Source organism: Acinetobacter sp. V104_13 (assembly GCF_031798995.1).
Classification (GTDB): Bacteria; Pseudomonadota; Gammaproteobacteria; order Pseudomonadales; family Moraxellaceae; genus Acinetobacter; species Acinetobacter pittii.
Genome location: NZ_JAVQNP010000021.1, coordinates 152,715 through 171,792 on the forward strand (window position 1 = coordinate 152,715; position 19,078 = coordinate 171,792).

Sequence of the window (19,078 nt, forward strand, 5' to 3'; positions counted from 1 at the left end):
ATAAATTTATGAGCATGGCAGAAGAAGTTCACCACGTGCCCAGTCTTAAACGTAGTAAATATTTTGCTACCCTAGCGCTGATCATCGTCGTTGTGCTGTGGATTGCACTGATGGTAGCCGACCGTTTTCTGCCAGAGTACACAGGTTTTATTCATATTTTAATGCTAGGGGCCGAAGCAGGTGTAGTTGGTGGTCTAGCCGATTGGTACGCAATTACAGTTCTGTTTCGGAACCCTTTTGGTAGGTTACCGATTCCTAAGTTTTTACGCGACCATACCGAGATTATTCCGCGCAATAAGGCACGCATTGCAGAGTCAATGGGCCGTTTTGTACAGGAAAATTTTCTTTCGCCTCAAGTGGTCGAAAAAAGCTTAGAAAAAACAGACTTGAGCCTCGCAATTGGTCAATGGTTGGCAAGTCCACAAAACAATACTCAAGTAGTGCAGCTCATTCAGCAAACTGTACCGAAAATTTTTGAATTTGTGAGCCAAGAGCAAATTGCTAATTTCGTGCAAAACAACAGTGTGCAATGGGTACGTAATACCCAAGTCAACAAACTCGCCAGTGAGATGCTACGCGCGGTATTGGAAAATGATTTCCACCAAGACGTTTTACAGCGTGGTCTCGATATCGCTCATGAATGGGTTGTACAAAATCCAGATAAAACTCGTGAATTAACCCGAAAAATGTTTAAAGCACTAGGCGTCTGGTCACTTGCAAGAGGTGCAAGCTGGATTGGAATTGATGTTCAACAACGTACCATCGACTCATTGGTTGAAAAAGTAGAATCGATGCTGGCCGACCATGAACACCCATGGCGGCAAGAAATTGAAACAATTGCACATTCACTCATGCTGGAACTAGCGAAACCCGATAGTGTTGCCAGTCAACGTCTTAACAGTGGTAAAGATGCGCTCCTTGATAGTCCTCAAGTTCTAAATTTTATTAGTGGTGCTGTCACCATTTTGTGTGATGCCATTAAAGAAGATTTAATGAAAGAAGACTCTGGCATTGCAATGAACCTGCGAGCTGCGATTCAGCAGCTCGGTGAAAACCTTGTTCAAAATGTAAAAGTACGTGAAGTTCTCAACAAAGAAATGACAGGACTTGCCATGAATTTTACGGATCAATATAGCCATAAAATCATACGCTATGTGAGTGAACGCATTCATGAATGGGATTCACGTGAAATGATTGGGAAAATTGAAAATGAAGTCGGTGGCGACTTACACATGATCCGTGTAAATGGTGTGGTAGTGGGTGCATTTATTGGTTTGACACTCGGTGTAATTCGGGCAGTGATTGAATCAATTTTATAACTTTAAATATTTTTAATAAGAGAACAATATGCTTCAGCTACAGTCAAAATTGGCCACTCAAGGCGTGACTATTTTTAGTACCATGACGGCACTGGCACATCGTCTAGGTGCACTCAACCTATCACAAGGCTTTCCAGATTTTCCGGCGCCACAAGCCTTACTTGAAGCCTTATCTCAAGCGACTTTAGCTGGACATAATCAGTACCCGCCTGGCGATGGTATTCTCGGTTTACGGGAGCAACTCGCTTTACAATTTCAGCAGCGTGATCAACTTCAACTTGATCCTGTTACTCAAATCACAATTACACCAGGCGCAACCATTGCAATTTTTTGTGCCATACAAGCCTGCATCAATGCAGGTGATGAAGTCATTATTTTTGACCCAAGTTATGATAGCTATGGCCCTTCTGTCGAATTATCAGGCGGCAAAGCGGTTCATATTGCCCTGCAAGCACCCGACTTTAAGGTGAACTGGCAACACGTTAAAGATTTGATCAATGACAAAACACGCATGATTGTGGTGAATACTCCCCATAATCCAACAGGTACGATCTGGAATAAACAAGACTGGTTAGAACTCATTGAACTGATTCAAGATAAAAATATTTTGGTTTTATCCGATGAAGTCTATGAACACTTAGTTTTTGATGGTCAACAACACTGTAGTGCATTGCATTTTCCAGAGCTCAGAGAGCGTAGTTTTGTAATTGGTTCTTTTGGAAAAACCTTTCACGTGACAGGATGGAAAACAGGTTACTGCGTCGCTTCACCTGAGCTAATGCGTTTATTCCGCCAGATTTATCAGTATGCGAATTTCTGTGGCACGACTCCTTGTCAGATTGCCCTAGCGCAATATATGGAGCAACATCCAGAACATATTCAAGAGCTTTCGCAGTTTTACCAAACGAAAAGAGATCGATTTAATCAGGCAATTCACAATAGTCGTTTTTTACTTAAACCTTCTCAAGGTACTTATTTCCAAAACCTCGATTACAGTCAAATTCGTCCCGACTTAAACGATGTAGAAATGTGCCAGTTTCTTGCCGAGCAACATAAGATTGTGGCTATTCCAGTTTCGGTTTTCTATCAGCAAGCGCCTGAGTCTTTACGCTTGATTCGATTCTGCTTTGCTAAAAATGATGAGACTCTGCAAAAAGCAGGAGAAATTTTGAATCAATGTTAATAAATTTAGCCACTTAGCACTGTAAAAATACTACAAGTCATTCGCTCCAACTATGCTAAGTTGAATATCCGCCCCGCTCATCAAAGAGATGGGCGATGGAGAACACATGCCACCAAGACAGTCCTTAATTCAACAGCAAAATCTATGGAAAACATTTTTTGTTTTCTTGCTACCCTTGATTGCAACCAATATTTTGCAGAACTTGTCGGGAACTATTAATACCATCTTTGTTGGTCAAATGATGGGAGTAGATGCAATTGCGGCAGTTTCTGTATATTTCCCTATCTTATTTTTGCTACTCGCTTTTATTATCGGGATTTCAACGGGTACTACTGTTTTAGTAGGGCAAGCATGGGGTGCGCAAAATATAGAGAAAGTCCAAAGTGTGGTCGGTTCTACCCTGTTTATGACCATCATTGGTGGAATCGTTACCGCGATTATCGGTGTGTTTTTCGCCCATGATATTTTGGAGCTTTTAGGTACTGACCCGAAGGTAATGCATCTTGCTTTGCCTTATGTGCAATGGATGTTGGCGGGTAGCCCTCTTCTGTTCGTTTATATTATCTATACCTCAATTTTACGTGGTGTGGGAGACAGTACGACCCCTTTACTGGCCCTCGCTTTAACCAGTGTCATCGGTGTAATTATTACACCAATTCTTCTCAAAGGTTATTTTGGCTTTCCTGCCCTAGGGATTATTGCTCCTGCTATAGCATCAATTATTAGTTATATCGCAATATTAATTTTTCTCGCGATTTATCTTAACAAGAAAAATCATTCACTTCGGCCGAATCGTCAGCTTCTGCAACATATCCGTCATAATCCAGAACTAAGCAAAATCATTTTACGCTTAGGCGTCCCAACGGGTATTCAAATGATTACCACCTCAATGGCGGGTTTAGTTATTGTTGGGTTGGTTAACCATTATGGTTCACATGCTACAGCAGCTTATGGTGCAGTGAACCAGGTGCTCAACTACATTCAGTTTCCAGCGATTTCGATCTCCATCGCAGCCTCAATTTTTGCAGCGCAAGCGATTGGTGCGGGTAAATCAGATCTATTAGCGCGAGTAACCCGTACGGCTCTGGGAATGAACTTTTTATTTACAGGGGCCTTAATTGCACTTGGTTATCTATTTTCAAAATATTTAATGGCTTTGTTTATTACCGACCCAACTGTGGTGGTGTTAGGTCAACAGCTGTTATTTATTGTACTTTGGGCAATTTTATTCTTTGGCGCAGGTGCCATTTTTGCATCTATCATGCGTGCGAGCGGCACCGTGACTGTTCCAATGCTGATTAACATCTCTGCCATTTTATTTATTGAAATTCCATGTGCTTACTGGTTTAGCTCAATGTGGGGACTTAAAGGCATTTGGGTTGCGTATGCCTTGGCATTTGTGAGTTTATGTATTATTCAAGGCTTGTATTATCAATTTATTTGGAAGAAAAAGACGATCAAAGTTCTTATTTAGAACCATCCAAGCTACATAAAAAAAGCCATCATTTGATGGCTTTTTTTAATTTAAATCTTATTTCATCCATTTGGTCACAACGGTTGAAGCGCGTTGATATCCTGTTGGGAACAAACGCTGCAATGCATCAAGAAATTTTGCATCACTACCAATCAATAAACGGCGTTTATTTTTCAAAACGGCATCCAAGATTTGACGAGCCGCTTCTTCTGGTGGGGTACGTAGAAACTTATCAAAGTTTTGAATCGATTTAGCTGGGTCCATACCTAAAGTACTCAAGCTATCACTCATTTTTGCAGCTTTAGCAATATTGGTGCGAATTCCCCCCGGATGTACGCACAAAGAACTCACGCCACTTTTTTCAATATCCAACTCTTGGCGTAACGATTCGGTAAAGCCGCGTACAGCAAATTTAGTTGCGTTATAACCAGATTGGGTTGGTTGAGCAGTCAGACCAAATAAGCTCGAGATGTTAATAATGTGCCCATCTTGAGTTTGCTTAATGAACGGTAAAAATTCTTTAGTCCCGTATACGACACCCCAGAAGTTAATCCCAACAATCCACTCTAAATCTTCATAGGTTGCGCCTTCAACAGTCGAACCTAACGCAACGCCAGCATTGTTAAAAATCAGGTTAACAGAGCCGTGATCTTGTACTGTTTCTTGCGCCCACTGCTTTACCGCTTCACGGTCAGACACATCAAGCTTTTTGGTGGTAACAGTAATGTTGCTGTACGGCTTTAAAAGCTCGACAGTTTGTTGTAATCCTTTTTCATTAATATCACTCAACGAAAGATGGCAGCCCTGTTTTGCCAAAAGAATTGCTAACTGTTGCCCAATGCCAGAACCCGCGCCCGTAATTGCAGCAACTTTGTTTTTAAAATTTTTCATTGTCCATCCTTTGTTTTTCGATTTGCACAACCGGTTCATTGCATGTGCACTTTAGACACCTTCAATATAATTTTGACAATACACATTGTCAATATAGTACACTGTAATTTCAGATAGAATGGCACAATTCTGCTGAGGGCTTTATCATAGTGAGCATATTTGGCCAAAACCTATAAATTAGGAAACCATTCTTTAGGAAACAATTTATTTATGGCGACTAACGACTCAACCAGTAAAAAGAAAACAAAAAGTGTGAGTAAAGAACGTCAGTTCAAAGGGTTATCTCTATCTGAACGTAAAGAGGCACGCCGTGAAAAGCTGATTGAAGCGGGTATTGCAACCTATGGAACCCTTGGGTTTTTTTCAGTAACGGTAAAAGATGTCTGCCAAGAGGCAAAACTCACCGAACGTTATTTTTATGAATCATTTAAAAAGAGTGAAGATTTATTCCAAACCATCTTTTTAAAAATGATTGAAGAATTACAACAAAATCTGATGCAAGCCGTGATTAAAGCTGCCCCCGATCCAGAAAAAATGGTCGATGCTGGTTTAAGAGCTCTGCTGACGACATTAAAAGATGACCCAAGATTAGCTCGTATTGTCTATGTCGACGCAGTCTTGGTGCAAGAATTACATAATCAAGCCACCATTCAAGAAACACTTGCGCAATTTGATCGCATGATTCAGGCCTTTGTTATGCTGACCATGCCCCAAATTCAGCACCATGAAAATGAGCTCTCTTTAATTGCAACTGGTTTGAATGGATATGTCACACAAATTGCGATTCGATGGGTGATGGGAGGGTTTGAGCAGTCTCTTGAGCAGGTTTTAACTGCATGCCGTGTCGTTTTCTTATCTTTATTAGCTCAAGTTTCAAAATAATATTAAAGTTTTTTGACAGCCAAAAATGTGAAAAAATAGCTAAGCAATTAAGGTGATAACCTATTGAATGATTTTAGAAATTTTGAGGCTGAGATGTCATAATTTGGTCATACCTTTGCCTTAGTTTTGTCACAAATTATTGCTAAATTCATTTTTATAGACTTTTCTGCAATGAAATTGTCATAATTAATCTTTGTAATAAGCCTGTCATAACTACAAAACGGTTCACCGTTAAATCTATAGGATATTGCGTTGTGAAAGATGACTATATTTTAATTGTCGATGATGAGCTTCCTATTCGTGAAATGATCCATACTTCTTTGGACATGGCAGGCTTTCAGTGTTTACAGGCAGAAGATGCCAAACAGGCTCATCAAATTATCGTCGACCAACGTCCGGCGCTTATCTTGCTTGATTGGATGTTACCTGGAGGAGTAAGTGGTGTCGATTTATGTCGCCGCTTAAAACGCGATGAGAACCTAGCAGAAATTCCAGTGATTATGCTGACCGCTCGCGGAGAAGAAGACCATAAAGTACAAGGTCTTGATGCGGGTGCAGATGATTACATGACGAAGCCTTTCTCAACACGTGAACTGGTTTCACGTATTAAGGCAGTTCTGCGCCGCGCGAATGCATTAAGTGGTGAAAAAACCATTGATGCCAATGGTTTAATTCTTGATCCTGTAAGCCAACGTGTTAGCTTTGGCAACAGCATTTTAGATATGGGCCCAACTGAATATCGCTTACTTGCGTTTTTTATGACCCATCCAGAACGTGCATATACGCGTGCCCAGTTGCTCGATCAGGTATGGGGCGGTAATGTATATATTGAAGACCGCACTATCGATGTGCATATCCGTCGTTTACGTAAAGTTTTAGAACCTTTTGGTGTAGACCGATTTGTTCAGACTGTGCGTGGAACGGGCTACCGTTTCTCAACACGTGCAGATTTAGCCGCAGGTTAACCAAGATTTATGTATGAACCCTACCCCGTCCCTGAACAGGTACGTGAACAAAAGCTTTCTCGTTACAGTAGTTTATGGACGTTTGCCAAACAAGATTTACGGCTTTTATTATTTTTTCTAATTATTGCCGGTTTAGTCGGTTTCGGTATTGGGTATTTCTGGAGCTGTATTTTTATCGCCTTCGTGGTGTTTTTTACACTCCAGTTGCGTTCTTTATATCTGGTCAATGACTGGATTGCCAATAAACCTTATGACGTTCCTCCAAACCTTAACGGGATTTGGGGGGCATTGTTATTTAATGTTTACCGTGCTCAGCGTCAGGAACGAATAGTTCAGGCCGAAATGGTCGGTTTAATTGACCGTGCACAGTCATCTTTGGTGGCGCTTGCTGAAGCGGTTGTTCTGATTGACGATCAACATCAAATCGAATGGTGGAACCCAGCTGCGGAACGTTTGTTAGGAATCAGCCCTCTTGACCGCGGCCGTAACCTATTAACGATTTTACGTCAGCCTACTTTTATTGAATATTTTAACAATATTGATCAGGCACCTGATGGGATTAAGCTGCATTCCAATTTTGATGATGACCGTTATGTACAGGTTAAGCTCACAAGATTTGGTGGAGAAAGTCGTTTATTGGTGGCTTACGACGTGACTCGTATGCATAACCTTGAGCAAATGCGTAAAGACTTCGTCGATAATATTTCTCATGAACTTCGTACACCATTAACCGTGCTCAGTGGTTATATTGAAACCTTTACAGATCAGGAAGATATTAGCCCACGCTGGAAACGTGCATTTGACCAGATGCAATCACAAACCAAGCGTATGAATGCGTTGGTTAATGATTTACTGCTGTTATCGAATTTAGAAAATAACAAGAAAATTGCAAAAAATCAGATTATTGAAATGCCGAGTTTAATGAATCAATTGTTTGATGATGCTCAGGCCTACAATGCCGATTATGGACACACGCTCAATTTACACATTGATAGCCACTGTGACCTGATTGGTTCCGACATGGAAATTGCCAGCGCATTTAGTAATTTAATTACCAATGCCATCAAGTACACGCCAAAAGGTGGAACCATTACGATTGGTTGGCATGATGATGGTGAACATGCTTACTTTAGCGTGCAAGACACAGGCATCGGAATTAACCCTAAACATTTGCCACGACTGACTGAACGCTTCTATCGTGTGGATAGCGACCGTAGTCGTCAAACAGGTGGTACAGGTTTAGGCTTAGCGATTGTAAAACACGTGCTGATGCAACACGGAGCTTATTTAGATGTGCAGTCTAAAGAAAACGAGGGATCAACATTTACCGCAGTTTTTCCAAAAGAAAGACTCTATAACATGACCTAAAGTTGCCCTCTCACATTTAAAAAGTCGACTCATGAAAAGTCGGCTTTTTTGTATTATTTAAACCAATTTACTTAGAATTCGAGCAATACGATTTTGTCTGATTTTTCTCGATGACATTTAAAAAACTAGTGGCAAAAGTATTACTTTGACGCAGTGCATCACGGTGATCTCCACCATTAATCGTTTGATAAATAGTTGGTTTTTTTAATTTACATAGCTGCTGATAATAAGCAGATGTCCCTCTAGGGTCGACTAAATGATCTTTAGAGCCTTGAACAATCATTAATGGCACGGTCGGCACCATATTTTCAATAGATTGCTGTTTTAGATAAGTCAAAAGAGGTTTTAAGTCAGCATTAGAACGAAATATGCTCGAAGGCGATTTTTTCAAATCAGATTGAAGTTCAGATAAACAACGGCTACGTGCTTGAGTTAGCACCGCATTCATTTCTGGACTGACTAAGTTTTCAGGAACAATGCTTGGTTCTGCTGCTTGTGCTCCCAATAACACAATTGGGAAAAATGCTGCCACACTTGGTTCTGGGTTTGGATTACTCTGCACATATTCTGCAATGCCTTCATATTGATAGCCGCCTGGCGCAAGAGCGATCGCCCCTTTTAAATCTAGTTCGGGAGCATCTTTTTGACCATAAGCAGACACTGCAATTGCCGCAGCCCCGCCTTGACTATGCCCCATTACCAACCACTGTTTATTGAAGTCTTTTGGCTTGAGCATATGTAATGCACGCACTGCATCAACCACTGTATGCAGCTGGCTCTTTGCATTCATATAGGGATGTGCGCCTAATGTACCTAAGCCTTGATAGTCAGGCGCGACAACTGCATAACCACGTGCAAGCCAAGCATCTAAAGCTTTAGAAGCAACTTCTTGATATGAATGAACTGGCCCACCCACATAGTCGCCCGAAGGTGCACAAGTATCAGCAACTCCTGTCGTGCCATGTGCCCAAGCCAGTATCGGCCAGCCATTTTTTGGTGGTGTTCCTTTCGGTAATAAAATAAACGCTGAGGCAACGATAGGCTCGACATTCACACCTCGACTACGATAATTGACCAACAAACGCTGACCGGCATGAGGAAATAAATTCGTTACAGCTTGCTGTTCTAGCGACAATATTGAACCCGGTTTTTCGCTCACAATTTGCTTACCCAAATCTGTAATTGGAGCAGCCACAGCAGAACCAGATGCCAAACAAATACTGCTAAATAAAATTTTTAAAAAAGAATTACTTTTTCTAATCAAGGGATTACTCCTCTATTATTTAAATTACATCTAATTAAATAATTAATTTATAAAATATAAATTACCATAGAATCTTCTATATTTATATTCAACTCAAAATAATTTACATTTATATAGCCTCTTAAAATCTTATTAAATATATTTTAAAGAATATGTATTATAAATATCGTTGCAAAAATTAATCCAATTTTAATAATAAAAAATATATGCTGATATTTTCTTAATTACGATAGCGATTAAAATGCCAAAACAAAAATTTATACCCTACCTGATTTTTCTTATTCTCGGTTCTCTATCTATCCATAGTTTTGCAGATGTACAAGTATATGGTCCGGGTGGGCCAGCACCCGCTATGAAAGAAGCCGCCAAACAATTCACCAATAAGACAGGAATAGCAGTCCATGTGACTTCTGGTCCTACTACTCAATGGTCTGAAAAGGCGAAACTAGATGCAGATGTTATCTATAGTGGTTCCGAAGCCATGATGTCTGATTTCGAAAATACATTTTCTGAGCAAATTATAAAAGACTCGATAGAACCTTTATATTTACGCCCCGCAGCGATTTTAGTGAGAAAAGGAAATCCTAAAAATATTAAAGGATTTAAAGACCTCGCTAAATCTGGCGTTAAGGTTTTAGTTACACATGGTGCAGGTCAAGTTGGTATGTGGGAAGATATCGCTGGCAGAACTGGAAATATCCAATTAACAAAAGCTTTTCGAAAGAATATTGTTACTTATGCAGCCAACACAGGTATTGCCAAGAAAAACTGGGAAGAAAATAGCAGCTATGATGCTTGGTTAGTCTTTAATATTTGGGGAATCCGTAACCCGGACGTTGGACAAATTATCCCTATCGAACCAGAGCTAGTTGTCTATCGTGACACAGGTGTAGCCTTGACTAAACATAGTTTAAAAGATGCCGAGGCTAAACGTTTTGTAGATTTTCTATCTTCACAACAAGGCAATACTATTTTCAAAAAATATGGTTGGACTAAATAATTAAAAAGGGAGCCAAGCTCCCTTTTATTTTTTAAAATTATTCACTCTAGTTCACCTAGAATATATTCGTTTCAAATTAAATATACGCCTGCGGCATATAAAGTGCCTAGTACTAAACAAAAGGCTGAACTGATATACCAAAATAAATCACTATTTCCCACAAATTTTGACTTTAACCATGGAAAAGCAAAACCACGGATAAGAAACACTGTTGCAACAAGCGACAAAATAATTTTGGTAAAAGGTAATACCTGTATTCCCCTTGCTGCAAAGAAGGCATACACAGAACATATAGTTAGAATTAAGCCCACAGTTATAGCTGTAAAATTAGGATACCAGTGCCCTCTTTCGGCCATCTGGACAATACTTTTACCAGCCCCTAAAAACCGAAAACCATTTGCTCCCCAGAACACACAAACAAAATGAAGTAATGCGGCACAGAATGTTAATAAAGCAGCAAGATATAGTAGAACGTTTGGAAGTGATTGCATTAGATTTTATACTAATAAATATGTGTGAGATTTATTATACTTAATTATAAATTATATAAAACTTATAAATAGTTAAAATAAAATTAACTTGGTATTTAATATTTTAAATACCAAGCTCAGATCATCTCAATTATTTACTTTCAAATTCTTTAAAATCAGCTTTTCTGATTTTTGCATGGATCCCTTTGGTTTTATCTACTACTTGTGAAACTTCAAAATCAGTTGCGGCACTTAAATAGGCGTACGCTGTCGCTTCATCAATACCGTATTCTTGGTTTAAGAAACGAATGGCTTCACGTGTAGACTTTTTCATCGCTTCATCAAGATCTTCATCAAGTCCCGGTGTAATCCAAAACTCAGCATTTTCAGCTAAAGGTTGTTTTAGCTCTTTGCCCGGTATTTTGTCCTTACCTGCTTTGAGTAAGGTAAATTTCAGTGTGGCGCGGGCTGAAGCTTCTAGTGCCGTTAATGCCACTTCCCCATCGCCTTGCGCGAAATGACTATCACCCGTATAGAATAATGCACCTTTAACCTGAACAGGATAATACGCAGTTGAACCTGCACCTAGTTCATTAATATCAATATTTCCGCCATACATTGCAGGTGGTACAGAATGAACAGGCTCAGACGTATTGGCTGCTACCCCCATAATTCCCATAAAAGGATAGAGCGGAAAACGTATTGATTTACCAGATTCTGTTTTTAATACACCTTCGTATTCACCTTTAGCATTTTTTTCGATTGGGGTGAAAATCGATACATTTCCATAACGTTCAGGATGCTCAGCCGATGCATTTTCTTGCTTTCCTTTTTTAGGAAACTCCCCTACTAAAGCTCCTTTACCATGTCGATTTGAAATCACACCGTAAGGAACACGTGGCTCAACTTTAAGTACTTCAACTTTCAGAATATCACCGGGCTGTGCGCCTTCAATTGCAACAGGGCCTGTCACAATATGCGGCCCATCTTTATGAAAATCATGCTTTAAATTTGATTGCGTAATTATTTTTGCATCTTCCAATATTTGATTAGAATTTACACCCTTCGATTTAAAGAACTTTTCAGCATTACGCCCTTGGTCTTCAAGCAAACCTTCATGAGAAACCGTATCAAATGTCACAACACTACCCGACGGAACGGTAAGGACGGGTTTGGCATCCCGATTCGGTAAATAGCCCCATGTAATGGTATTTAAAGTAGATGGAATATAATAATTACCTTTATATTCCCCAGTTTGAAGTTGAGTAGGTTGTTTTGAAATTTGATTTAAAACTTTAAAATCATTGGCATGGCTGAGTGAAATACAAAGTACAGATAAAACCGAAGCTGTCAGGCGTTTAACTTTTAACATGATTTCAGAACCTAAAAAAATATGAAAGTTACAGTAAAGTCCTGAACAAGTAGCAAGCATTGTGCCAAGGCTAAAGTTGTGTAATATCTAAAAAGCGCTTTATGCTTATAAAAAAACTAAATAAATTTTTTAGATTTAATAACTTATCTTCAAATAAAATTAAAACCTCGACTTAAGTCTAACTTAAATATTTCATTCTATTTTTATTTATTAATTTTCAATCATATTAATATTTTTGCTCTCTTCAGATACATATTTATAGACTAGCTTATATAACGTACTCATTTAGATCACTTAATAATAATTATATTTCTATATAATATAAATCCAAACACAGTTATATATTTTACTTTTATATCATTTAAATCAAAAAAATAAACCCTGAATAATTAAACTCAGGGTTTGCTTTTTTATACGAGCTCTATAGAAGACTAAACGGTATGTCCCATGCGCTCGCCCATTACAACTACAGACTCAGCTTTAAAACGTTGTTCCCATTCGATCTTATTTTTTTCAAATAAAATAACAGCTGTAGAACCTAAATAAAAACGTCCAAGCTCAGCACCTTTCTCTAGCTTTAACTGATGATGTTGTAATTCGATACGGCCTGAAGGTTTTACCTTGCCTGTTGCCACAGTTTCAATACCTGCAACAATCATCGCACCTACTAGAACAACAGCCATACGACCAAGTTCAGTATCAAACAAACACACCATACGTTCATTACGAGCAAATAATCCCGGTACATTTTCAGCAGTGACCTGATTTACCGAAAATAGCTCGCCTGGCACATATAACGTTTCTGTTAATGTCCCTGCAAACGGCATATGAACACGATGGTAATCACGCGGTGATAAATAAACTGTCGCGAACTCACCGTCTTGGAATGGTTGAGCAAGTTGTGGATCGCCAATGAGTTTCTCTACAGAGAAACTTTGACCTTTTGCTTGAAATACTTCACCTGCAGTAATCTTACCAATTTGAGAAATTGCGCCGTCCGCTGGTGACACAATGCTATCTGCATTTTCGTCAATCAGACGTACACCTTCTTTTAATGCACGGGTAAAAAAGTCATTAAAAGATTTATATTTCAGTGCATTGCCTTGTTCAGCAATCGATAAATCAATCCCATATTTGGCTTTAAACGCATGAATAACAGCGTTTTTCACAACTGGATTTTCACTCGCAGCAACTTTACCTACCACACGGCTCAATTGATGCTGTGGTACAAGGTTTTGTGCCTTAATAAATAATTCTTTTTTTAATCGAGATGTGAAACTCACGACGGTGATTCTCCAGTAATAATAGGACTATCGAGGCGATTGCCCCATTCACTCCACGCACCATCATAGGCTTTTGCTTCCCAGCCCAAGAGTCTAGCCAGAATATAGGCCAAACCGGAACGGTGATGTGACTGGCAGTACACAACTACAGGTTGTTGTAAATCGAACCCAAGTTGTTCAAGGCGCTGCCGCGTGCGTTCAAGCGGATGCAATTTTAGATGATTTTGACGATTAAGTGCAGTACTCCATTCAAAATGGAGGGCATTTGGAATGTGACCGCCGCGTCGCGCTGCTAAACGGACACCACTATATTCATCACTCGTCCGGCAATCCCACAGTTGCACACTTTCTTGCTCAACTTGTTTGCGTAGCTCTTCATAGTTCACACGGAACTGAGCGGCATGTGATAAATCAATTTGAATTAAGTCCGTAACAGGAGAAATTTTTTCAACTTCTGCTGTAGTTGGTAAGCCTGCACCTAACCATGCATGGATACCCCCGTTAATTAAACTGGTACGGGTAAATCCTAGACAATGCAAATTCCAGATTAAACGCCCAGCCCATGCCCCACCTTCATCGTCATAAACCACAACATGATGATTAGGTGAAATATTCAATTTTTCAATAAGTGCTTGCAAACCCGCTTCATCCGGCAAAACACCAGTGGCTTCTTCTTGTTGAGCCACTAACCATTTAGGCTGTAAATGAATGGCATGCGGAATATGGAGTTGTTCATAAACCGATGCACGGCTTAAATCTATAATGCGAATATATTCATTGCCTAAATAAGGCACTAATTCTTCTGCTTCTATTAATAAATCGAGTTTAAAATCAGGGAGTGTCATCGTCATGGTTTCTTTTTATACCAGCTTATTTTCAATCTTAGCATAAGCATATATCTAACAAACTCTGATTTTCTGCTACGCTTTAGCAGAAAATCAGATATCAGCATTCTCACTTTTAAAAATAAAAAATAGCGAGACCACTTTTTACTTAAACCACTTCTTCAAGTTCTTCGATTTCAAAAACCTGACGCAAATAGGCCAAGAAAGTATCGTTGTCAGTCATGGTTTTACCCGGACTATCAGAGATCTTCGCAACTGACTGACCATTACATTCAACCAGTTTTAGCACAATATTTAGCGGCTTTTGCCCCATATCGTTGGTTAGGTTAGTACCAATACCGAAACTCACCTGAAAACGATCTTTAAAGTATTGATGCAACTCCCATGCCTTTGGCAAATTAAGGCCATCGCTAAAGGTCAGCATTTTGGTTTTGGTATCAATTTTTAATTTACGATAGTGCGTATAAGCCTTATCACCCCATTCATACGGGTCGCCACTGTCATGACGTAAACCATCAAATAGTTTGGCAAAATACAGGTCAAAGTCGCGTAAGAAAGCATCCATCCCTACCACATCAGTTAGGGCAATTCCTAAGTCTCCACGGTACTCTTGTACCCACGTTTCCAGAGCAGCTTTTTGGAAATCACGCAAACGTACATCAAGTGCCTGAAAAGCTTGTAGGAATTCATGTGCCATGGTCCCGATTGGAGTAATGTTAAGCTCTTTAGCCAGCAACACATTACTTGTACCACGGAACACATTTGGCACAGTTTTATGAAATGCCGCTACGACATGTTTTTGCCAAGCAAAACTATAACGACGACGTGTACCAAAATCAGAAACTAAAAACGGTGGATCATTTGGTTGTTGAGATTTTTCATATTGCTGAATCAAATCGAGTTTTGCTTGTAATCGGCGTTCGCCTTCGGCCCAAACTTGGTCTGTTTTGATACGGCTAAAATACAACTCATTTACAATGGCTAGAACAAAAATCTCGAACATCATCGCCTGAACCATCGGTCCTTCAATATGAATATCTAAACGGCCTTCTGCATCAATACTAGCCTGAATAAAACGACGTTTGAGTTGGAATAATTCTAAGTAATCGACAAAGTCGCTTTTAATAAAACGTAATTTTCTTAAATATTGTAGCTCGTCTTCTTTATATTTGAGATTACATAAATGGTCGAGTTGCTCGTTTAAGTCATCCAAAATATCCACTAATGGGTAGACTGTATCTTCTAAGTTTCTGCAACGAAAATGATAGACACTATGTGTTTGCGGGAATTTATGCAGAACCACTTGTAGCATCGTAAATTTGTACAAGTCTGTATCTAGTAAAGAATGGATAATTGGAGACATAGTCAATGATTATTCGCTTGCTTCTTAGCATTAAAGCATATTTTTATGGATGAATTACGAGGTTTTATACCATTGTTGCAGTTCCATGAAATTTCCTTTTAAAAATCATTTAATTTAAATTCTGCTAAACTACGTTAATTCAATTAATTATAGAAATTTGCTTTAACTATGCGCGCTTTAATACAACGAGTTCTTGAAGCCAAAGTGGTTGTAGACGGTGAAACTACAGGCGAAATCCAACACGGCCTACTGGTGTTTTTAGGCATTGGCCGAGATGATACTTTGGCTATTGGTCAAAAGCTTATTGATAAAATTTTGAAATATCGAATTTTTGATGATGAACAAGGCAAAATGGGCTGGAACGTGTCTCAAGCAAATGGTGGAATCTTGCTTGTGTCACAATTTACCTTGATGGCACAAACACAAAAAGGTCTGCGTCCAGACTTTGGCCCAGCAATGCCACCTAGCGACGCAAAAGCGTTATACGAACAATTGGTTGAATATGCGCATTCTCAATTTGAAAAAGTTCAAACTGGAATTTTTGCAGCCGATATGAAAGTTCATTTGATTAATGATGGTCCAGTGACATTCAATCTAGAAGTCGAAGCATAGACATAAAAAAACTCCCAAAATGGGAGTTTTTTTATATTTGGATATTAACGTCCAGTTTTCTCTTTAATAAAAGCACGTGCCTGACGTACTTTATCTTTTACTGGTTTTGGTAACTTAGGTGGAATGAGCTTAGCAACCTGGTTGAACCATACCAACAAGCTGAAGTCACCTTCCATTTTAATGCTGCCATCTTGCATACCCGTCATAAATGCTGTTGGGTCACCTTTGATCAAAGTTTTTACACCTTGCTCACTGTCTGCAAATTGCAAAATAAAATCAGCTTTTTCAGGTGCGCCTGCAACAGTATCAATCTGACCATTATTAATAATGATCTGACGTGCAACACCTAAATCTGTACCGATCTGAATACGAAATGCACGGTCATGAATCAGTTCAATAAACTTAGGGCTAGTACGCGCCAACTGCTTCATACGCAGCACTAAACCTGCTACCAACAAATCTAATGGGTCTGTACTGACATCAACAAGAGGTAACTTGACTACAGGTATGGAAGAAAGTTTCATGAACATTCACGCCTATTGTATTTTTATGAAAACTTTAGAGCAAAACTTAGCAAGGTCATACCATTGCCTATGTTTTATGCATCAATTGATATTTTTTAGCTGGCAACGCAATCTAGATGAAACGTCAACAGACCCATCTATCGTAGCATAACTGGCTATTTTTTAATAAATGCTTTGTATAATAAAAATCACGTTTCGTAAATGAAAAAGGCATGCTGTGCATACCTTTTTACCGTTAGATAACAATTTAATTATCGGCTAGAACATTGCTGCTGATCATCTTCATATACTGGCGTGTGTTCTATATATTGGCGATTTGCCAATGCCTTTTGTGCTTGTTTATCCTCACGTAACAAAATAAATGTAACCATTACCATCGCTAGACTTAATGCAGTTAAATAACTATATGTGACTGGCATTTCAAAAGTGACTTGAACTCCAAAACGGACCACTTCCAATAGCCCCCAAAAGAACATCCCTGCAAGCATAAAACCAAGCCAACGACGGTAAGGAGAAAAGAAAACAGCAACAAGCGCGACAGCAATTAAGCTGAATCCGGCGATAGCGGCAAAATTCGCTGTTACCATAGAAACCTCCGTCTTAATGAAAACGTCTAAAAACATTCGGTCTTTAATACCCGACCTCATTCCAAAAACAACTTTAATTCATGATTTGTGTTGAAGCTTACGATGCATTATGGATGTTTTTTTTTAGAAAAAAAGACCCGTTTTTTCTTAATGCGACATACTTTGTCGCAACATTCTTTTGTCATTACATTTTTGTAAAATTCAAAAAGTTCGATTCCCTATATGGCATCAATTCTGGCGTGTCATTACAAAAAAATATGCTGTTTTTAAGGACCAAAATAAGTTTTTTTCAGATTTTTTTATTGCCTTTTTTCTGTGCAAAATTTTGTCATAACTTGCTTGTTTTTATGACTATTCTGCATAAAAAAAGCGCTACTCTGAAGTAGCGCTTAAAGCTTATCCATATAGGTTAAGCACGATTTAAATCTTTATCATGCATACCGAGTAAATAAAGCACACCATCTAAACCAACACTTGAAATTGCCTGATTTGCATTTTGGCGTACTAATGGTTTTGCACGATAAGCAACGCCTAAGCCTGCAATCGCAAGCATCGGTAAATCGTTTGCACCATCGCCTACTGCCATCGCTTGCTCTAGAGAAATACCCATTTTATTTGCAAGTTCGCGTAATAACTCAGCTTTACGGGCACCATCAACAATTGCACCTTTTACTTCGCCTGTTACGAAGCCGTCTTGCACATCTAAAATGTTAGCGTGAACTTCATCAATACCGAGTTTGCCTTGTAAATATTCAGCAAAATACTGGAATCCACCAGATAAAATTGCCGTTTTATAGCCAAGTGCCTTTAAGGTCGAGATAAGACGTTCTGCACCTTCGGTAATGGTTAAACGCTCTGCAATTTTAGGTAAAACAGCAGCATCAAGTCCTTTCAACAATGCAACACGTGCACGGAAGCTTTGCTGGAAATCAAGCTCACCTTGCATTGCTCTTTCAGTAATTTCAGCAACTTGTGCACCTACCCCTGCTTCAATCGCCAACTCATCAATCACTTCTTGTTCAATTAATGTTGAGTCCATATCGAAACACACTAAACGGCGGTTGCGTCGATAAGCATTGTCTTCTTGAACAGCAACATCAATATTTAATTCGCTTGAAAGAAGTAAACATGCAGCACGCATGGCTTGTGCATCTAAAGTTGGGCCGCTACTTAGACCAAACTGTACACAGGCACGACGTGGGAATGCGCTATCCTTTTCAAAGTCGACACGACCTGATAAACGCGTTACTGTTTCGATGTTAAAGCCTTGGCTAGACACAATTTTTGTAACTGCTTGTAAGTGTGCCGCAGTGAGTTCTGGGGCTAAAGCCGTGACGATATAGCGAGTCCGACCACCTTCACTTACCCATTGATCGTATTCTGCGCCCGTGATTGGTTTAAAGCGCACTGTTAAGCCAATATCATGTGCTAAAATCAGAATCTCTTTCATTGCCAATGCGGTCGCAGTTTCATTATCAGAAGCGACCACAATGCCTAATGTAAGTTGATTATGAATAACAGCCTGACCTACATCCAGTATTTGCAATGAATGTACGGATAGTACTTGCATTAATCGGGTAAACTGGTTTGGTTGGTCCGGTCCTAAAAAGGATATAAGAATGATTTCTCGCATGAATTGACTCTAGTCTGAGTGACAACTATTGTAAGAATCATAA

The 19,078-nt window shown here is 39.3% G+C and carries 19 protein-coding genes; 9 read left to right on the top strand and 10 right to left on the bottom strand.

Annotated features, from left to right (window positions below):
* Positions 1-8 precede the first annotated feature (8 nt).
* The 3 genes from RMB06_RS06655 to RMB06_RS06665 all read left to right on the top strand — a co-directional run bounded on the left by RMB06_RS06655 (position 9) and on the right by RMB06_RS06665 (position 3,976).
* A complete protein-coding gene (locus tag RMB06_RS06655) occupies positions 9-1,319 on the top strand; it encodes a DUF445 domain-containing protein (RefSeq protein WP_311078876.1) in 1,311 nt (436 codons plus the stop codon).
* 28 nt (positions 1,320-1,347) lie between these two features.
* Positions 1,348-2,502 (top strand): pyridoxal phosphate-dependent aminotransferase, encoded by a 1,155-nt coding sequence (locus RMB06_RS06660; RefSeq protein WP_311078877.1) that lies wholly within the window; start codon positions 1,348-1,350, stop codon positions 2,500-2,502.
* A gap of 106 nt (positions 2,503-2,608) precedes the next feature.
* Entirely contained in the window at positions 2,609-3,976 is a 1,368-nt protein-coding gene (locus RMB06_RS06665; protein WP_069030837.1) for an MATE family efflux transporter, read from the top strand.
* A gap of 57 nt (positions 3,977-4,033) precedes the next feature.
* Here the strand turns inward: RMB06_RS06665 and RMB06_RS06670 are convergent, their stop codons facing one another.
* The gene (locus RMB06_RS06670; protein ID WP_002121857.1) at positions 4,034-4,867 is read right to left on the bottom strand and encodes an SDR family oxidoreductase; all 834 of its coding nucleotides are present in this window, start codon (positions 4,865-4,867) and stop codon (positions 4,034-4,036) included.
* A 210-nt stretch (positions 4,868-5,077) separates the two neighbouring features.
* Here RMB06_RS06670 and RMB06_RS06675 point away from each other — a divergent pair, with 210 nt between their 5' ends.
* From RMB06_RS06675 to phoR, 3 genes are all read left to right on the top strand, one after another.
* Positions 5,078-5,749: a TetR/AcrR family transcriptional regulator gene (locus RMB06_RS06675; protein WP_017387597.1), complete on the top strand. Its 672-nt coding sequence runs from the start codon at positions 5,078-5,080 to the stop codon at positions 5,747-5,749.
* Between the two features lie 254 nt (positions 5,750-6,003).
* Positions 6,004-6,714 carry a phosphate regulon transcriptional regulator PhoB gene (gene phoB, locus RMB06_RS06680; protein ID WP_000650776.1) on the top strand — a complete coding sequence of 237 codons (711 nt, stop codon included), beginning with the start codon at positions 6,004-6,006 and terminating at the stop codon, positions 6,712-6,714.
* 9 nt (positions 6,715-6,723) lie between these two features.
* Positions 6,724-8,082, top strand: coding sequence for a phosphate regulon sensor histidine kinase PhoR (gene phoR / locus RMB06_RS06685; RefSeq protein ID WP_002121907.1), 1,359 nt, complete (start codon positions 6,724-6,726; stop codon positions 8,080-8,082).
* Positions 8,083-8,149: 67 nt separating this feature from the next.
* Here the strand turns inward: phoR and RMB06_RS06690 are convergent, their stop codons facing one another.
* Positions 8,150-9,346, bottom strand: a complete 1,197-nt coding sequence (locus RMB06_RS06690; RefSeq protein ID WP_311078880.1) for an alpha/beta fold hydrolase — start codon at positions 9,344-9,346, stop codon at positions 8,150-8,152.
* A 241-nt stretch (positions 9,347-9,587) separates the two neighbouring features.
* Between RMB06_RS06690 and RMB06_RS06695 the strand changes: the two genes are divergently transcribed.
* Entirely contained in the window at positions 9,588-10,346 is a 759-nt protein-coding gene (locus tag RMB06_RS06695) for a substrate-binding domain-containing protein (RefSeq protein WP_206223614.1), read from the top strand.
* 71 nt (positions 10,347-10,417) lie between these two features.
* Here the strand turns inward: RMB06_RS06695 and RMB06_RS06700 are convergent, their stop codons facing one another.
* The 5 genes from RMB06_RS06700 to pncB form a co-directional block, all read right to left on the bottom strand.
* Positions 10,418-10,837 carry a hypothetical protein gene (locus tag RMB06_RS06700; protein WP_311078882.1) on the bottom strand — a complete coding sequence of 140 codons (420 nt, stop codon included), beginning with the start codon at positions 10,835-10,837 and terminating at the stop codon, positions 10,418-10,420.
* A 130-nt stretch (positions 10,838-10,967) separates the two neighbouring features.
* Entirely contained in the window at positions 10,968-12,188 is a 1,221-nt protein-coding gene (locus tag RMB06_RS06705; protein ID WP_311078883.1) for an acetamidase/formamidase family protein, read from the bottom strand.
* A gap of 431 nt (positions 12,189-12,619) precedes the next feature.
* A complete protein-coding gene (gene asd / locus RMB06_RS06710; protein ID WP_086394820.1) occupies positions 12,620-13,471 on the bottom strand; it encodes an archaetidylserine decarboxylase in 852 nt (283 codons plus the stop codon).
* Entirely contained in the window at positions 13,468-14,316 is an 849-nt protein-coding gene (locus RMB06_RS06715) for a sulfurtransferase (RefSeq protein WP_017481840.1), read from the bottom strand. The genes asd and RMB06_RS06715 overlap by 4 nt, the downstream gene beginning before the upstream one ends.
* 148 nt (positions 14,317-14,464) lie before the next feature.
* The gene (pncB, locus tag RMB06_RS06720) at positions 14,465-15,679 is read right to left on the bottom strand and encodes a nicotinate phosphoribosyltransferase (RefSeq protein WP_311078885.1); all 1,215 of its coding nucleotides are present in this window, start codon (positions 15,677-15,679) and stop codon (positions 14,465-14,467) included.
* Positions 15,680-15,847: 168 nt separating this feature from the next.
* Between pncB and dtd the strand changes: the two genes are divergently transcribed.
* Entirely contained in the window at positions 15,848-16,291 is a 444-nt protein-coding gene (gene dtd / locus RMB06_RS06725) for a D-aminoacyl-tRNA deacylase (RefSeq protein WP_032005029.1), read from the top strand.
* Between the two features lie 44 nt (positions 16,292-16,335).
* Here the strand turns inward: dtd and RMB06_RS06730 are convergent, their stop codons facing one another.
* A complete protein-coding gene (locus RMB06_RS06730) occupies positions 16,336-16,815 on the bottom strand; it encodes a hypothetical protein (protein WP_002119134.1) in 480 nt (159 codons plus the stop codon).
* 251 nt (positions 16,816-17,066) lie between these two features.
* Positions 17,067-17,402: a ciprofloxacin tolerance protein AciT gene (aciT, locus tag RMB06_RS06735; protein ID WP_002119105.1), complete on the bottom strand. Its 336-nt coding sequence runs from the start codon at positions 17,400-17,402 to the stop codon at positions 17,067-17,069.
* Between the two features lie 113 nt (positions 17,403-17,515).
* On the opposite strand from aciT, the gene RMB06_RS06740 reads away from it, so the two are divergent.
* Positions 17,516-17,788 (top strand): hypothetical protein, encoded by a 273-nt coding sequence (locus tag RMB06_RS06740; RefSeq protein ID WP_025465982.1) that lies wholly within the window; start codon positions 17,516-17,518, stop codon positions 17,786-17,788.
* A 23-nt stretch (positions 17,789-17,811) separates the two neighbouring features.
* Here the strand turns inward: RMB06_RS06740 and serB are convergent, their stop codons facing one another.
* On the bottom strand, positions 17,812-19,035 hold the full coding sequence (gene serB / locus RMB06_RS06745) for a phosphoserine phosphatase SerB (protein ID WP_005804373.1): 1,224 nt from the start codon (positions 19,033-19,035) through the stop codon (positions 17,812-17,814).
* Positions 19,036-19,078: the final 43 nt, after the last annotated feature.

Bases quoted from the DNA above. Each gene is read 5' to 3' on its own strand.
- serB (WP_005804373.1), bottom strand. From the start codon at position 19,035: ATGCGAGAAATCATTCTTATATCCTTTTTAGGACCGGACCAACCAAAC.
- RMB06_RS06730 (WP_002119134.1), bottom strand. From the start codon at position 16,815: ATGAAACTTTCTTCCATACCTGTAGTCAAGTTACCTCTTGTTGATGTC.
- RMB06_RS06655 (WP_311078876.1), top strand. From the start codon at position 9: ATGAGCATGGCAGAAGAAGTTCACCACGTGCCCAGTCTTAAACGTAGT.
- RMB06_RS06665 (WP_069030837.1), top strand. From the start codon at position 2,609: ATGCCACCAAGACAGTCCTTAATTCAACAGCAAAATCTATGGAAAACA.
- RMB06_RS06715 (WP_017481840.1), bottom strand. From the start codon at position 14,316: ATGACACTCCCTGATTTTAAACTCGATTTATTAATAGAAGCAGAAGAA.
- RMB06_RS06695 (WP_206223614.1), top strand. From the start codon at position 9,588: ATGCCAAAACAAAAATTTATACCCTACCTGATTTTTCTTATTCTCGGT.
- phoR (WP_002121907.1), top strand. From the start codon at position 6,724: ATGTATGAACCCTACCCCGTCCCTGAACAGGTACGTGAACAAAAGCTT.
- aciT (WP_002119105.1), bottom strand. From the start codon at position 17,402: ATGGTAACAGCGAATTTTGCCGCTATCGCCGGATTCAGCTTAATTGCT.
- RMB06_RS06670 (WP_002121857.1), bottom strand. From the start codon at position 4,867: ATGAAAAATTTTAAAAACAAAGTTGCTGCAATTACGGGCGCGGGTTCT.
- RMB06_RS06705 (WP_311078883.1), bottom strand. From the start codon at position 12,188: ATGTTAAAAGTTAAACGCCTGACAGCTTCGGTTTTATCTGTACTTTGT.
- RMB06_RS06675 (WP_017387597.1), top strand. From the start codon at position 5,078: ATGGCGACTAACGACTCAACCAGTAAAAAGAAAACAAAAAGTGTGAGT.
- dtd (WP_032005029.1), top strand. From the start codon at position 15,848: ATGCGCGCTTTAATACAACGAGTTCTTGAAGCCAAAGTGGTTGTAGAC.
- RMB06_RS06660 (WP_311078877.1), top strand. From the start codon at position 1,348: ATGCTTCAGCTACAGTCAAAATTGGCCACTCAAGGCGTGACTATTTTT.
- RMB06_RS06740 (WP_025465982.1), top strand. From the start codon at position 17,516: ATGTTTTTTTTTAGAAAAAAAGACCCGTTTTTTCTTAATGCGACATAC.
- RMB06_RS06700 (WP_311078882.1), bottom strand. From the start codon at position 10,837: ATGCAATCACTTCCAAACGTTCTACTATATCTTGCTGCTTTATTAACA.
- pncB (WP_311078885.1), bottom strand. From the start codon at position 15,679: ATGTCTCCAATTATCCATTCTTTACTAGATACAGACTTGTACAAATTT.